General features: G+C 62.4%; 15 protein-coding genes. 9 read left to right on the plus strand and 6 right to left on the minus strand.

The features are described 5' to 3' along the window. The first annotated feature begins 35 nt into the window (after positions 1 to 35). From CLU90_RS22935 to lpxC, 3 genes are all read left to right on the plus strand, one after another. Positions 36 to 809 carry a helix-turn-helix transcriptional regulator gene (locus CLU90_RS22935; protein WP_100428989.1) on the plus strand — a complete coding sequence of 258 codons (774 nt, stop codon included), beginning with the start codon at positions 36 to 38 and terminating at the stop codon, positions 807 to 809. Positions 810 to 969: 160 nt separating this feature from the next. Then, positions 970 to 1812, plus strand: coding sequence for a DMT family transporter (locus tag CLU90_RS22940; RefSeq protein ID WP_092717249.1), 843 nt, complete (start codon positions 970 to 972; stop codon positions 1810 to 1812). 75 nt (positions 1813 to 1887) lie between these two features. Beyond that, positions 1888 to 2823, plus strand: a complete 936-nt coding sequence (gene lpxC / locus CLU90_RS22945; RefSeq protein WP_092717101.1) for a UDP-3-O-acyl-N-acetylglucosamine deacetylase — start codon at positions 1888 to 1890, stop codon at positions 2821 to 2823. Between the two features lie 129 nt (positions 2824 to 2952). Here the strand turns inward: lpxC and CLU90_RS22950 are convergent, their stop codons facing one another. After that, on the minus strand, positions 2953 to 3462 hold the full coding sequence (locus CLU90_RS22950) for a DciA family protein (protein ID WP_092717104.1): 510 nt from the start codon (positions 3460 to 3462) through the stop codon (positions 2953 to 2955). Between the two features lie 279 nt (positions 3463 to 3741). Here CLU90_RS22950 and secA point away from each other — a divergent pair, with 279 nt between their 5' ends. After that, complete coding sequence (secA, locus tag CLU90_RS22955) at positions 3742 to 6510, plus strand: preprotein translocase subunit SecA (protein WP_100428990.1); 2769 nt, start codon at positions 3742 to 3744, stop codon at positions 6508 to 6510. Between the two features lie 73 nt (positions 6511 to 6583). Here secA and CLU90_RS22960 read toward each other — a convergent pair whose 3' ends face one another. Further along, positions 6584 to 7723, minus strand: coding sequence for an alpha/beta hydrolase (locus CLU90_RS22960; RefSeq protein WP_157808884.1), 1140 nt, complete (start codon positions 7721 to 7723; stop codon positions 6584 to 6586). Positions 7724 to 8172: 449 nt separating this feature from the next. Between CLU90_RS22960 and argJ the strand changes: the two genes are divergently transcribed. From argJ to CLU90_RS22990, 5 genes are all read left to right on the plus strand, one after another. Beyond that, a complete protein-coding gene (argJ, locus tag CLU90_RS22970; RefSeq protein WP_100428993.1) occupies positions 8173 to 9411 on the plus strand; it encodes a bifunctional glutamate N-acetyltransferase/amino-acid acetyltransferase ArgJ in 1239 nt (412 codons plus the stop codon). After that, on the plus strand, positions 9408 to 10289 hold the full coding sequence (locus CLU90_RS22975) for an ATP-binding protein (RefSeq protein WP_100428994.1): 882 nt from the start codon (positions 9408 to 9410) through the stop codon (positions 10287 to 10289). Before argJ ends, CLU90_RS22975 begins: the two co-directional genes overlap by 4 nt. Continuing rightward, a complete protein-coding gene (locus CLU90_RS22980) occupies positions 10286 to 10708 on the plus strand; it encodes an NUDIX domain-containing protein (RefSeq protein WP_100428995.1) in 423 nt (140 codons plus the stop codon). The genes CLU90_RS22975 and CLU90_RS22980 overlap by 4 nt, the downstream gene beginning before the upstream one ends. Positions 10709 to 10823: 115 nt before the next feature. Continuing rightward, positions 10824 to 11033 carry a FitA-like ribbon-helix-helix domain-containing protein gene (locus tag CLU90_RS22985; protein ID WP_092717120.1) on the plus strand — a complete coding sequence of 70 codons (210 nt, stop codon included), beginning with the start codon at positions 10824 to 10826 and terminating at the stop codon, positions 11031 to 11033. A 3-nt stretch (positions 11034 to 11036) separates the two neighbouring features. Continuing rightward, entirely contained in the window at positions 11037 to 11453 is a 417-nt protein-coding gene (locus tag CLU90_RS22990; protein ID WP_092717123.1) for a hypothetical protein, read from the plus strand. Between the two features lie 18 nt (positions 11454 to 11471). Here CLU90_RS22990 and yacG read toward each other — a convergent pair whose 3' ends face one another. The 4 genes from yacG to CLU90_RS23010 all read right to left on the minus strand — a co-directional run bounded on the left by yacG (position 11472) and on the right by CLU90_RS23010 (position 14049). Continuing rightward, positions 11472 to 11663, minus strand: coding sequence for a DNA gyrase inhibitor YacG (yacG, locus tag CLU90_RS22995; RefSeq protein WP_034748814.1), 192 nt, complete (start codon positions 11661 to 11663; stop codon positions 11472 to 11474). 18 nt (positions 11664 to 11681) lie between these two features. Continuing rightward, complete coding sequence (zapD, locus tag CLU90_RS23000; protein WP_092717126.1) at positions 11682 to 12437, minus strand: cell division protein ZapD; 756 nt, start codon at positions 12435 to 12437, stop codon at positions 11682 to 11684. A 62-nt stretch (positions 12438 to 12499) separates the two neighbouring features. Then, on the minus strand, positions 12500 to 13147 hold the full coding sequence (gene coaE / locus CLU90_RS23005) for a dephospho-CoA kinase (protein ID WP_092717130.1): 648 nt from the start codon (positions 13145 to 13147) through the stop codon (positions 12500 to 12502). A gap of 32 nt (positions 13148 to 13179) precedes the next feature. After that, a complete protein-coding gene (locus CLU90_RS23010; protein ID WP_100429548.1) occupies positions 13180 to 14049 on the minus strand; it encodes a prepilin peptidase in 870 nt (289 codons plus the stop codon). Positions 14050 to 14072: the final 23 nt, after the last annotated feature.

The raw sequence follows: 14072 nt of genomic DNA on the forward strand, positions 1-14072 counted from the left end.
TTATACTGGTATATCTACTACCATGCAGCCTTGCCATGTCGAACAAACTTGCTGAATTCATCCGCGCCCGGCGCGAAGCCGTCACCCCCGCCATGGCTGGCTTGCCCGGCGGCGGGCGGCGGCGCACGCCCGGCTTGCGGCGCGAAGAGCTGGCGCAGCTGTGCGACGTCAGTCCCACCTGGCTGACGTGGCTGGAGCAGGGACGGCCCGTGTCGGCGTCGGCCAAGATGCTGGCCCGCCTGGCGCAGGTGCTGCAGCTGAGCGCGGCCGAGCGCGCCTATCTGTTCGAGGTGGCCGACAAGCATGACCCCAGCCATGGCGCGGGCGAGGGCGCGGGACCTGCCAGCGCCGAGCTGGCCGCCATCGTGTCCGTCATCGATGCGCCCGCCTACATCCTCGACCGCGAATGGAATGCCGTGGCGTGGAACGGCGCGGCGTCCACCTTGTTTGCGGGCTGGCTGCAGGCCGGGGAGGGCGCGCCGAACCAGCTGCGCTTCATGTTCCTGGAACCGGGGGCGCGCGATCTCGTCGTCGGCTGGCCCGAGCGGGCGCAGCGCCTGGTGGCGGAGTTTCGCGCCGATATCGGCCGGCAGGCGGACCAGGCCCCGCTGGCCGGCCTGATCGCGGAACTGGCCGGCGCCAGCGCGGACTTTCGCCAATGGTGGGGCGCGCAGCAGGTGCAGGGCCGCGATGGCGGCTTGCGCCAGTTCCAGCATGCGCGACAGGGGCTGCTGGCATTCAACCAGGTGACCTTGCACCTGGCGCGCCAGCATGACTTGAAACTGGTGATGCTGTTGCCTGTGTCATAAGCTAAACCGGCCGCGCTTGCTATAATCGGGCTGACCGCCTGGCCCTGCCTTTCCAGACCAGGCTGTCCTGGCTCCGGCCGTCGCCATGATGACGGTCCCGCTTTTTCGCCAGGAGTCTGTCCTGCTACCCCGCAATCCCAACCTGCGCAGCATCTATGTGATGCTGGTCGCCGTCGCCATGTTTTCCCTGATGGACACGGCCATGAAGCTGCTGTCCGCCCATTATCCCGCCATGCAGGTGACGGCGCTGCGCGCCCTGTCGTCCCTGCCGCTCGTGTGCCTGTACCTGCTGTACCGCGGCGCTTTCAAGAACGTGCTGCAGGTGCGCTGGTCGCTGCACTTGCTGCGCGGCGCGCTGGGCGTGCTGATGATCACGCTGTTCGCGTACGGCTTGAAGCGCATGTCGCTGGCCGAGACGTACTCGCTGTTCTTCATCGCGCCCTTGCTGATCACGGCCCTGTCTGTTTTTATCCTGAAGGAAAAAGTCGACGTCGCGCGCTGGTGCGCCATCGGCATCGGTTTGCTGGGCGTGCTGGTGGCGCTGCGCCCCGACGGCTCGGGATTCTTTTCGCTGGCCGGGCTGGCCGTGCTGGGTTCGGCCGCCTGCTACGCCATTTCCGCCGTCACGGGCCGCATCCTCAGCCGCACGGACGCCAGCGAAAGCATGGTCTTCTGGCTGATGGTGATGATGGCCGCAGGCGGCGTAGCCCTGTCGGCGCACGAGTGGGTGAGCATCCGCCGCGAAGACTGGTGGCTGCTGGCGGGCTTGTCGCTGAGCGGCTTCGTGGGCCAGCTGGCCATCACGGAAGCGTTTCGCCATGGCAAGGCTTCCAGCGTGGCGCCGTTCGAATACTCGGCCCTGGCCTGGGGCATGGCCCTGGACTGGCTGCTGTGGCGCGCCTTGCCCGACGAATACACGCTGGTCGGCGCGGCCATCATCATCGGCAGCGGCATTTATCTCGTGCGGCGCGAAGCCGTGCATGCGGAAAGCGAGCATCCTTGACGGTGCGCTGTGGTTTTTCTGGCGTGGACCATGCCGCGCCGCAACGAAAATCCGGCAAATAGATATAATCGACAGATGTTAAAACAACGCACTATCAAACAATTGGTCCGCACCATCGGTGTCGGTTTGCATTCAGGTACCAAGGTCGAGCTGACCCTGCGTCCTGCCGCGATCGACACGGGCATCGTGTTTCGCCGCATCGACCTTGATCCCATCGTCGAGTTTCCCGCCAGCGCCATGGCCGTGGGCGATACGCGCATGGCTTCCGTGCTGATCAAGGACGGCGCCAGGGTATCGACCGTGGAACACCTGATGTCGGCCGCGGCCGGCCTGGGCGTGGACAATATGTACATCGACGTGAATGCGGAAGAAATTCCCATCATGGATGGCTCCGCCTCGTCCTTCGTCTACCTGCTGCAGCAGGCGGGAGTGGAAGAGCAGCAGGCGCCGAAGAAATTCATCAAGGTCATCAAGCCCGTGGAAGTGCGTCACGGCAAGGGTGATGCGGAGAAATGGGCGCGTTTGTCGCCATATGACGGTTTCAAGCTCGATTTCTTCATCGAATTCAATCATCCGGCCGTCGATGGCACGATGCAGCGCGCTTCCGTCGACTTTGGTGACGTATCCTACGTGCACGACGTCGCGCGCGCGCGTACCTTCGGTTTCATGCAGGACGTGGAAAGCTTGCGCGGCATGGGCCTGGCCCGTGGCGGTTCGCTGGAAAACGCCATCGTCATGGACGAATACCGCATCCTCAATGCCGACGGCTTGCGCTATGAAGACGAGTTCGTGCGCCACAAGATCCTCGACGCCATCGGCGACCTGTACCTGGTGGGCCATCCCTTGCTCGCCTACTACACGGCGCACAAGTCCGGCCACGCGCTGAACAACCAGCTGCTGCTGGCGCTGCTGGAGCAGCCCGATGCGTATGAAATCGTGTCGTTCGCCACCAACGAGGCGGCGCCGCAGTCGTATCTCCGTCAAATGGAACGCGAGTGGTCGCTGACGTAGGTCGGATTAGCGGCGTGACGCCCCGCCTAATCCGACAACCATGTTGGCACTGATCGTGGTGTTGTCGGATTACGGCCCGAAGGGCCTAATTCGACCTACGCGATATGCGTTAATTTAGCGCCGTTATTCTCAGTCCCGCGGTTCGCGGTGGTGGCGAACCATGTTGCGCAGCGCCGCGATCAATTGCTCGTTCTGCTTCGACGCGGGCAGGGCCGTGCTCAGCTCTTCCAGGGCCGACATGGCTTTTTCCGGCAAGACCAGCGCCCGCGTATGCACGATGGGCGCGATGCTCTTGATGACTTGCACTTTCAGCTTGATGCCTGAAATCTGCCAGCCCTTTCTTTCCAGTTCCCCTTGCAACTTCGGCAATTGCTGTTTGAGCTTGGCCGCCAGCGCCGCGTTCGGCGTGGCCAGCACCAGCTGCCCGCTTTCAAACTGCAGGATGTCGCAGTGCTCGAACATGGCCGGCAAGGCCCTGGCGCAATCTTTTTGCAGGGCGGCCAGGCGCGTGACGGTGGGCATCAATGAGGCCATCGTCGCGTTGCCGCGTAGAAAATCGGTTGCGCCCGTGACGGCCGGGCCTGAACGGGCGAAGCCGTAGCCGCGGCGCGGCGCCGGAGAATAAGTGGGAGTTCGCATGGCCGAAACATAGCACACTCGCCCGCGCAAGGCGAGGGCGGCGGCGGGGGCGGCGCAGGCGGGCGGACCGTATTGCCTTACAGTATGGAAAATGTCCGCAATTTCTGCCATTTGTTTGTCATTAAGCTATTGTTATATGGTGCATTACCCCAACCTTGGCGGGAACGCATGATAAAATCATCGTCTTTTGCCATAGTCGAACTCCGTGCGGTCACGCGATTGTTACCTCGTCGTCACCTACCGAGCTTTTTTTAACGGCGTTTTTTCAAGAATTCAAGCATGTCATTACTGACCCAGATTTTCGGTAGCCGCAACCAGCGGCTGCTCAAGCAATACCAAAAAACGGTACGCGAGATCAATGCGCTCGAGCCGGCCATCGAAAAGCTGTCGGATGCCGAGCTGCAAGCGAAGACGCCTGCCTTCAAGGAACGCATCGCCGCTGGCGAATCGCTCGATGCCTTGTTGCCGGAAGCGTTTGCCGTCTGCCGCGAGGCCAGCAAGCGCGTCCTGCGCATGCGCCATTTCGATGTGCAGATGATCGGCGGCATGGTCTTGCATTTCGGCAAAATCGCGGAGATGGGCACGGGCGAGGGCAAGACCCTGATGGCAACCTTGCCAGCCTACCTGAATGCCTTGTCGGGCAAGGGCGTGCATATCGTTACCGTCAATGATTACCTGGCGCAGCGCGATGCCGAGACCATGGGCCGCCTGTATGCATGGTTGGGCCTGTCGACGGGCGTGAACATGTCGCAGATGGAGCACAGCGCCAAGCAGCAGGCGTACAACTCCGACATCACGTATGGCACCAACAATGAATTCGGTTTCGACTTCTTGCGCGACAACATGGTCTACGAAGCGCGCGAGCGCGTGCAGCGCAGCCTGAACTTCGGCATCGTCGATGAAGTCGACTCGATCCTGATCGATGAAGCGCGTACGCCCTTGATCATTTCGGGTCAGGCCGAGAACCATACGGATCTGTATCACAAGATCAATGCAGTGCCTGCGCGCCTGACCTTGCAGATCGGCGAAGAAACGCCGGACGGCAAGGGCAAGGTTGAAGTGCCGGGCGACTACACCAAGGATGAAAAAGCGCACCAGGTGCTGCTGACGGAAGCCGGCCACGAAAAGGCCGAAGGCATCCTGATGGAAATGGGCCTGCTGCCGGAAGGCGCGTCGCTGTACGATTCGGCCAACATCACCCTCGTGCATCACCTGTATGCGGCCCTGCGCGCGCATGCGCTGTACTTCAAGGATCAGCACTATGTGGTGCAGAACAATGAAGTGGTGATCGTCGATGAATTCACGGGCCGCCTGATGACGGGCCGCCGCTGGTCCGATGGCTTGCACCAGGCCGTCGAAGCGAAAGAAGGCGTCAAGATCCAGAACGAGAACCAGACCCTGGCCTCGATCACCTTCCAGAACTACTTCCGCATGTACGCCAAGCTGGCCGGCATGACCGGTACGGCCGATACCGAAGCGTACGAATTCCAGGAAATCTACGGCCTGGAAACGGTCGTGATCCCGCAAAACCGTCCGCTGCAGCGCAAGGACCGCCAGGATCAGGTCTACAAATCGTCGGCTGAAAAATACAACGCGATGTTGAACGACATCCGCGACTGCTACGAGCGCGGCCAGCCCGTGCTGGTCGGCACGACCTCGATCGAAAACTCGGAACTGCTGTCGGGTATCCTGACCAAGGCCGGTTTGCCGCACAATGTGCTGAACGCGAAGCAGCATGCGCGCGAAGCGGAAATCATCGCCCAGGCAGGCCGTCCGAAAGCCATCACCATCGCCACCAACATGGCCGGTCGCGGTACGGACATCGTGTTGGGCGGTAACGTCGAGAACCAGATCAAGTTCATCGAAGCCAATGCTGAACTGAGCGATGCCGACAAGGCAGCCCAGTCGCAGACCTTGCGCGATGAATGGCAATCCCTGCACGACCACGTGGTCAATGCGGGCGGCTTGCACATCATCGGCACCGAACGCCACGAATCGCGCCGCGTCGACAATCAGCTGCGTGGCCGTGCCGGCCGCCAGGGCGATCCCGGTTCGTCGCGCTTCTATTTGTCGCTCGACGACGCGTTGCTGCGCATCTTCGCCGGCGACCGCGTGCGCGCCGTGATGGACCGTCTGAAAATGCCGGAAGGCGAACCGATCGAGGCAGGCATCGTCTCGCGTTCGATTGAATCGGCCCAGCGCAAGGTCGAGGCGCGCAACTTCGACATCCGCAAGCAATTGCTGGAATACGATGACGTCGCCAACGACCAGCGCAAGGTCATCTACCAGCAGCGTAACGAGCTGCTGGAAACGACCGACATCTCGGAAATGATCGCTTCCCTGCGCCACGGCGTGTTCACCGACCTGGTGCACCAGTACGTGCCGGAAGAATCGGTGGAAGAGCAGTGGGATATCAAGGGCCTGGAAAACACCCTGGCCGGCGAATGGCAGCTCGACTTGCCGCTGCAATCCATGCTGGAAGCCGATTCGACCCTGACGGACGAAGAGATCCTGGAAAAAGTGCTGGCTGGCGCCGATGCCGTGTACCAGTCGAAGATCGATATCGTCGGCAAGGAATCGTTTGGCGGCTTCGAGCGCAATGTCATGCTGCAAAGCGTGGACAGCCACTGGCGCGAACACCTGGCGGCGCTCGACCACCTGCGCCAGGGTATTCACCTGCGCGGTTATGCGCAGAAGAACCCGAAACAGGAATACAAGCGCGAAGCGTTTGAACTGTTTGGCCAGATGCTCGACATGATCAAGAACGACGTCACGAAACACGTGATGACGGTGCGTATCCAGTCGCGCGAAGAAGTCGATGCGGCCGAACAGGCGATGCAGCAGTCGCACGTGGAAAACGTGCACTACCAGCACGCCGAGTTCGACCCGAATGCGGCGCCGGAAGAATTGCTGGCGCCTGCGGCCGGCGGCAACATGGACAACGTCGACGACATGAGCGTGAGCATGGGCGTCAAAGTGGGCCGCAACGACCCATGCCCATGCGGCAGCGGCAAAAAATATAAGGCTTGCCACGGCAAGCTGGCATAAGGCGGTGTGACAGCCTGACAAAAAACGGAGACCTCGGTCTCCGTTTTTTTATGCCGCCACGCATGGCCGCTGCTCAGGGAAAAGCCCAGTATTGTGGTGCCTGAGAGGGTATGCCTTTCAAGCCGCCACGGTTTTTGGCCCGCTGCCCCGTCTTGATCATGGTGGCGATGTCGGTCAGCAGGACCCGGTTGCTGGCAAAGTAATCATGGCCCATGAAGTTCATGATGACGGCCGAGGCATCGACGAGTTCCATGCCGGGAATGCCAACGACGGGGCCGCGGATGTCGCCTATCCTGTCCCAGTTGGCAAAATTGTAGGAAGCACGGATGGCCTTGTCGTTCGCGGACGCATACAGGGTGGCGGGCAGCTTGAGGGTGGCGAAGCGGGGAGCGATCTGCTCGCGGAAGACGTCGGCATTGATGTCCGGTGCCGCCAGCACCACCTGCTTGAACAGGGAGCGCAGGTCGGGACGTTTTTCCAGCAGGGCGGCCAGTGCCAGCGTCATCGGGCGATTGCCCATGCTGTGGGCGATGATGTAGATATCGGTGGCGGAAGAGTGCTCCGCAAAGTCGGCCAGGAAGGCTTGCAGGTGCGTCTGCGTCCATTCGGCAGAGTTTTCATCGAATTCATAGCCGGCCAGCGTGCCCTTCGATGGCCAGCTGTAGAACACGGGCAGGGCGCCGATGTCGAGGTCGGCCGCCATCTGGGCCGTGCGCCGGGCGGCATCGTCAAAGGAATTGCTGTAGCCGTGGATGTAGATGAAGGCGGCGCGCCGTTCCGGGGCAGCCTGTATCCTGGCCTTCACGGCGGCGAGGAAATTCGCGCGGGACAGGCGCGTGATCCCCTTGATCAGCACATATTTTTGCGCATCGTCGCCGGAAAGGACGTCGTACCACGGTGGCAGCGGCAGTTCGCCTGGCGCTCTTTTTTCAGGAATGCTCACTTGCACGCTGCCGTAGCTCAGATTGGGCGGCGCGCGGTTGGGCTGCCAGCCATAGTTGCGGCTGCCGCTCTGGTACTGCCTGTCGGTGGCGTAATACACGGTGACGTCCAAGGCGCCAGCCGTCGCGGTCTTGTGCTTTGGCGTTGGTTCTGGCCCTGGCCTGCCGCCATTGCCCATGCTGCCGACCAGGTTGCCGATGTTGCCGAACAGGCCCCCTCCAGCCGGCCATGGGACGCTCCACGGGATGGCGGGCGCTGCTTCTTGTGGCACGGCGGTGGGCGGTGGGGGAGGCGGGGGCGGCGCGGGAGGGGGAGCCGCGGCTGGGGCGGGCGGTGCTTCGGATGCCTGTTCAGTGGCGTGGACGCCGGCGTCAGCTGCCGGGATGCGCGGCACCGTACAGGCAGTCAGGCAGCCCAGCAGGCAAAGCAGGGATAGGCGACGCATCAGGCATGTCATGCCTGATGCGCAGGGCTGCATGCAGTCTGACTTACCATACGCCATGACATCCTCCCCGCAGGCGCTTGCCGGCAGCGCCATCGCTTGTTTTCCTACCTTAGCGCCGCCAGGCTGCGGCGTTCTGATAAATCGCAAGCCTGGCCACATGGCCGGCCCGCTTCGGCGCGGCCGGGAGCATCGCGACTATTCACGGGCCGCATGTTCACCGGCGCCGCGAAGGCGCTACAATAGCGCTTCCATTTTCCCTCGCAGAAGAAATCACCATGGCCGTCAATTCTCCCAAGCCCGTCGCCGCCGACTTGAAAGCCGTCGCCGGCATTGAAATCGGTGTTGCCGAAGCCGGCATCAAGAAACCCAACCGCAAGGATTTGCTGGTATTGAAACTGGCGCCGACGGCCACCGTGGCTGGCGTGTTCACCTTGAACCGTTTCTGCGCCGCGCCCGTGCAAATTTCGAAAGCCAACCTGGCCGCCGTGACGGCCGGCGCCGCGCCGATCCGCGCGCTGCTGGTCAACACGGGCAACGCGAATGCGGGCACGGGCGAATCGGGCCTGGCCGACGCGCAGGCCAGCTGCGCCGCGCTGGCCGAGCTGCTGGGTTGCACGCCGCAGCAAATCCTGCCGTTTTCCACGGGCGTGATCCTCGAACCCTTGCCCGTGCAGCGTCTCGTGGCCGGCTTGCCGCAAGCCGTGGCCGCCCTGACGTCGGACAACTGGTTCTCGGCCGCCGAAGCCATCATGACCACCGACACGCAGCCGAAAGCCGGCTCGCGCACGGTCACCATCGGCGGCCACACGGTCACCCTGACGGGCATCAGCAAGGGCGCCGGCATGATCAAGCCGAACATGGCCACGATGCTCGGTTTCCTCGCGTTTGACGCCACCGTGGCCCAGCCCGTGCTGGACCAGCTGGTGAAACAGGCGGCCGACAAATCGTTCAACTGCATCACCATCGACGGCGACACGTCCACCAATGACTCGTTCATGCTGGTGGCCACGGGCGCCGGCAGCCTGGTCATCGATTCCATCGACTCGCCGCACTATGCGGCACTGGCCGCCGCCGTCACCGAACTGTCTACTTTTCTCGCGCAAGCCATCGTGCGCGACGGCGAAGGCGCGACCAAGTTCATGACCGTGACCGTGGAAGACGGCCGCAACGTGGAAGAGTGCCGCAAGATCGCCTATTCCATCGCCCATTCGCCGCTGGTGAAAACGGCGTTTTTCGCGTCCGACCCGAACCTGGGCCGCATCCTGGCCGCCATCGGCTATGCGGGCGTGGACGACCTGGACGTGGGCCAGTTGAACCTGTACCTGGACGACGTGTGGGTGGCCAAGAATGGCGGCCGCAACCCCGACTACCAGGAACAGGATGGCCAGCGCGTGATGCAGCAAAGCGAAATCACCATCCGCGTCAAGCTGGCGCGCGGCGATGCCACGGCTACCCTGTGGACGTGCGACCTGTCGCATGACTACGTGTCGATCAACGCCGACTACCGCTCATGACCGGCCTCGATCAATTCCTGATCCGTGCCGAAGCGTTGCTGGCGAGGGTGGAAGCGATCCTGCCGCAGCCGACGCCCGTGCCGGACTGGAACAGCTTTGCCTTCCGCTGGCGCCGGCGCCAGGGCGCGCTTCCTTATTTGCAGGCCGTGGCCCACGTGTCGAACATCGCCTTGGACGACTTGCACAATATCGGCACGCAAAAAGCCCAGATCGAGCAGAACACGCGCCAGTTCGTCAGTAAGCGTCCGGCCAACAACGTGCTGCTGACGGGCGCGCGCGGCACGGGCAAGTCTTCCCTGATCAAGGCTTGTCTGAACCAGTTTGCCGACCAGGGCTTGCGCCTGATCGAAGTGGACAAGGCCGACCTGGCCGACTTGCCCGACATCGTCGACCTGGTGGCGGCGCGCCCCGAGCGCTTCATCATCTTTTGCGACGACCTGTCGTTCGAAGAGGGCGAGAGCGGCTACAAGGCGCTGAAAGTGGCGCTCGACGGCAGCATCGCCGCGCAATCGGACAATGTGCTGATCTACGCCACGTCGAACCGCCGTCACCTGATGCCGGAACGCATGTCGGACAACACGAGCTACAAGACGGACGACGATGGCGATCTGCATCCGGGCGAGACGGTGGAAGAGAAAATCTCGCTGTCCGAACGCTTCGGCCTGTGGCTGTCGTTCTATCCGTTCAAGCAGGACGATTACCTCGATATCGCGGCGCACTGGCTCGCCTCGTTCGGCTGCACATCGGAGCAGATCGCGCAGGCGCGCGGCGACGCCCTGCGCTGGGCCTTGCAGCGCGGTTCCCGTTCGGGTCGTGTCGCTTGGCAATTCGCGCGCGACTATGCGGGCAAACTTCCTGCGGGAAAGTTGCCGCAATGAGCGAAGTGAAAATCAAACCGGTTGACGTGGCCGTCGGCATCCTGATGAAGCCGAACGGCGACGTGCTGTTGGGCCAGCGCCCGGCCGGCAAGCCGTATGACGGCTATTGGGAATTTCCTGGCGGTAAAGTCGAAGCGGGCGAGGCCATTTTTGACGCCTTGAAACGCGAGTTCGTCGAGGAGCTGGGCTTGCATATCGACAGTGCCGAAGCCTGGTGCGGCGTCGAATATGTGTATCCGCACGCCCATGTGCGCCTGCATTTCTATATCAGCCGCGCATGGCGGGGCGAGCCGCAAAGCCTGGAAGGGCAGGCGTTCGCCTGGCAGGGCACGGTCGGCGTGGAACCCTTGCTGCCGGCCACCATTCCCCTGCTGGAATGGTTAGATGAGGTACGCCGGGAATCCCTGCTTCTTGCCTGATCTGGTGCCAGCGTGCAGCAGCATGCTGCGTGCTGGCGCAAGCTTTTCCGTGACTTTCCTTGTATCGCGCGCGCTTTGCGCTACAGTGCTTTCATCACGCACCGGGGAGTCTCGCATGCCGCTGACACTGACCTTTACCGATACCGATGAATTGCTGATCGCCGCCTTGCACAAGCGTGCCCGCGCGCATGGGCGCAGCATCGAGGACGAGCACCGCGACATCTTGCGCAGCGCCTTGCGGCCGCTGCCGAAGCGCCCGCTCGACGATATTTTGCGTGCCATGCCCGACGTGGGCTTCGATGCGGACTTCGAGCGCCGTTCCTGAACCATGCCTATTCCCGGCTATCTGCTGGATGCGGATGTGATCGTTGCCGCGCGCAAGGGCAGCGCCGCGCCAGCGGGGGTGGCCGATTTTTTCGAGCGGGTGGCGCCCGAGGCGCGCTATGTGCCGGTGCAGGTGATCGCACAGTTGCGCGCAGGCATACAGCGCAGTTGGCGGCGCGAGGCGGCGCTGGAAGCACTGGCGCTGGAAGGCTGGCTGGAAGCCGTGCTGGCGGAATATGCGCCGCGGCTGCTGGAATTCGACCTCGATTGCGCGCTCGTGTGCGCACGCCTGCATGGCCACGCGCACGGCATCGATGGGCAGATCGCGGCGATGGGCATCGCCTATGGCTTGACGGTGGTCAGCGGCAGGCTCGACAGTTTCGCGGCGCAGGGGCTGCGCCTGGAAAATCCGTTTAATTAAGGTTTACTGCGTTGAGGCTTACTGCGGCTTGTTGTCTTCGTCCGCAAGGGGATCTTCGAACGGGTCGGCGGCGGGGATCGTGTATTTTTCTTCGGCCCAGGCACCCAGGTCGATCTGCTTGCAGCGTTCCGAGCAGAAGGGGCGGAATTTGTTGGCTTCAGTCCATTCGACTTTGGCGGCACAGGTAGGGCAATTAACGACGGTCATGATGGCGCAAATAAGTAACAGTTAAAAATTACAGAGCGTGAGCTCGAACGGAACATCTTCTTCCAGCGGCTTGGGTTTCAAGTCGCCGCCCTGGGTGGTGAAGCGTACCCACAGCATGTATTTGTTGGCGGAAATTTCAGGGATGGCGCCGCAGTTTTCGTCCAGGCTCAGGCGCAGCATCTGGTACACCTTGCCTTGCAGCATTTGCTGGTAGCTGCCGCCATTGGCGATCAGTTTAACGGGTCCGCCGGAATCGCGCAGCAGGCGCAAGACGAGGGCCAGCGCATCGAACAGCGGTGCGAGTGGGGCGAACCAGGCGTGGATATCGGTCAGGCGCTGTTCCGAGCTGCGTTTTTGCCAGGCAAAGTAGGACGGCAAGTCGAATTCGCAGGCGCCGCCCGGGATGATGGTGCGGCCGCGGATGCTCATCAGCCATTCATTGTCGCGGATATTCTGGCCCGTCTTGCCTTGCGCCGCCACGAGGGCGCCGCTAACACTGTCGAGTTCGCCGAGGATGGCGTCCAGAGTTTCCGGTTCCACATTCGGATTGCTGCGGTAACCGAGCAGGCTTTGGCGCTGGCGCTCGAGTTCCTGCAGCAGGTCCGACTTCAGGTCGGCGCGGCCCGCCACTTCGAGCATATCGAAAATAGTTGCCAAGGCAACATGGTGCTGCATTGCATGTTCTTGCTGGATGAAGAACTTGAATTTGTCGTACAGGTCTTCCAGCCGCAACAAGGTACGTATGCGTTCGTTGAAAGGGTATTCGTAGACAATCAAAATAATTCCCTTAAGTAAGGACCTGCAAACAATCCCGTGATTTTGAACCAAGCGTCGACAAATTACAAACGTTGCGGGGCCATTCCAGCCATTCTTTTTGAAAATGCCAGATATAAATCGTGCAACTGGGCAATCTGCGGTTCCAGGGACGCCAAATCGCCATTGTTGTCGATCACGTCGTCCGCCGCCGCCAGGCGCATGGCGCGCGTGGCTTGCGTGGCCATGATGGCTTTGACTTGTTCTTCCGACAAGCCATTGCGCGCCATCACGCGCGACACTTGCAGGCTTTCCAGGCAATCGATGACCAGTACCCGGTTGACCCGCTCCACCCAGCCGCCGGACTCGACCAGCAGGGGCACGGCAAAGACCACGTAGCTGCCCGTCGCCGCTTCGGCGGCCGCCAGGGTGGCCTGGCGGATGCGCGGATGCAGGATGGCTTCCAGTTTCGCCTTGGCGGCGGCGTCGGAAAACACGAGCTTGCGCATTTTGCTGCGGTCGAGGGCGCCGCGCGCGTCCGCGTAGCCGGCGCCAAATTCCGCCACCAGGGCCGGCATGGCTGCGCCATTGGGCGCCGTCAGGCTATGGGCGATCTGGTCGGTATCGACGATGGAGGCGCCGCGCGCGGCGAACATGTCGGCCACCGTGCTCTTGCCGCAACCGATGCCGCCGGTGAGTCCGACGCTGAAATAAGGGACGTGTTGTCGTTGCATGTGTTTTTCCATAGGGGGCAGTGCTGCGCCGGTCAGCTGACGAGGCCCAGCGTGAGCTGCGACAGGGGCGTACCGTACAGCAGGGCGATCAGGCCCGCCGCCGCCAGATAGGGGCCGAACGGAATCGGCTTGTCGCGTCCCCGCTTGGCCAACACGATCAGGCCGATGCCGACCACGGCGCCCACCAGCGACGACAACAAGATGATCGTCGGCAGCATGGTCCAGCCCAGCCACGCACCTAGCGCCGCCAGCAATTTGAAGTCACCATAGCCCATTCCCTCCTTGCCTGTCGCCAGCTTGAAGGCCCAGTACACGGCCCACAGGGCCAGGTAGCCGGCGGCCGCGCCGATGACGGCGTCTTGCAGGGGCACGAAAGTGCCGTTGATATTGACCAGCAAACCGGCCCACAGCAGGGGGAAGGTAAGGTCGTCGGGCAGCATTTGCGTATCGGCATCGATGAAGGTCATGGCGATCAGCAAATACGCAAACAGGAGCGTGGCCAGGCCCGTCCAGCCGCTGCCGAAGTGCCAGATCAGCAGGGCCGACAGCGCGCCCGTCAGCAGCTCGACGAGCGGGTAGCGCACGGAGATCGGTGCCTGGCAGGCGCTGCACTTGCCACGCAGCAGCAGGTAGCTGATGACGGGAATGTTTTCCATCGCCGTGATGCGGTGGCCGCAGGCGGTGCAGTTCGAGTGCGGCAGCATCAGGTTGTAGCGGTCCGTGTGCGGCAAGGGCAAGCCGCTTTCCTCCGCCACGTAATTGTCGGATTCGCGCTGCATCATTTTCGGCACGCGGTGGATCACCACGTTGAGAAAACTGCCGACGATCAGGCCGAACAGGGCGGCGACGAGGGCGACGGGCAGGGTGCCGGGGGCGGCGAACAGCAGGGTATCTTGCAGCATGGTGGCGTTGTCTGAGGTGATGA

Origin of the sequence: Janthinobacterium sp. 67 (assembly GCF_002797895.1) — a bacterium.
Taxonomy (GTDB): Bacteria; Pseudomonadota; Gammaproteobacteria; order Burkholderiales; family Burkholderiaceae_D; genus Janthinobacterium.

Coding starts and splice junctions, on each gene's coding strand:
- CLU90_RS22990 (WP_092717123.1), top strand. CDS start 11,037: ATGCCTATTCCCGGCTATCTGCTGGATGCGGATGTGATCGTTGCCGCG.
- CLU90_RS23010 (WP_100429548.1), bottom strand. CDS start 14,049: ATGCTGCAAGATACCCTGCTGTTCGCCGCCCCCGGCACCCTGCCCGTC.
- CLU90_RS22980 (WP_100428995.1), top strand. CDS start 10,286: ATGAGCGAAGTGAAAATCAAACCGGTTGACGTGGCCGTCGGCATCCTG.
- coaE (WP_092717130.1), bottom strand. CDS start 13,147: ATGCAACGACAACACGTCCCTTATTTCAGCGTCGGACTCACCGGCGGC.
- lpxC (WP_092717101.1), top strand. CDS start 1,888: ATGTTAAAACAACGCACTATCAAACAATTGGTCCGCACCATCGGTGTC.
- CLU90_RS22985 (WP_092717120.1), top strand. CDS start 10,824: ATGCCGCTGACACTGACCTTTACCGATACCGATGAATTGCTGATCGCC.
- argJ (WP_100428993.1), top strand. CDS start 8,173: ATGGCCGTCAATTCTCCCAAGCCCGTCGCCGCCGACTTGAAAGCCGTC.
- CLU90_RS22940 (WP_092717249.1), top strand. CDS start 970: ATGCTGGTCGCCGTCGCCATGTTTTCCCTGATGGACACGGCCATGAAG.
- CLU90_RS22975 (WP_100428994.1), top strand. CDS start 9,408: ATGACCGGCCTCGATCAATTCCTGATCCGTGCCGAAGCGTTGCTGGCG.
- secA (WP_100428990.1), top strand. CDS start 3,742: ATGTCATTACTGACCCAGATTTTCGGTAGCCGCAACCAGCGGCTGCTC.
- CLU90_RS22935 (WP_100428989.1), top strand. CDS start 36: ATGTCGAACAAACTTGCTGAATTCATCCGCGCCCGGCGCGAAGCCGTC.
- CLU90_RS22950 (WP_092717104.1), bottom strand. CDS start 3,462: ATGCGAACTCCCACTTATTCTCCGGCGCCGCGCCGCGGCTACGGCTTC.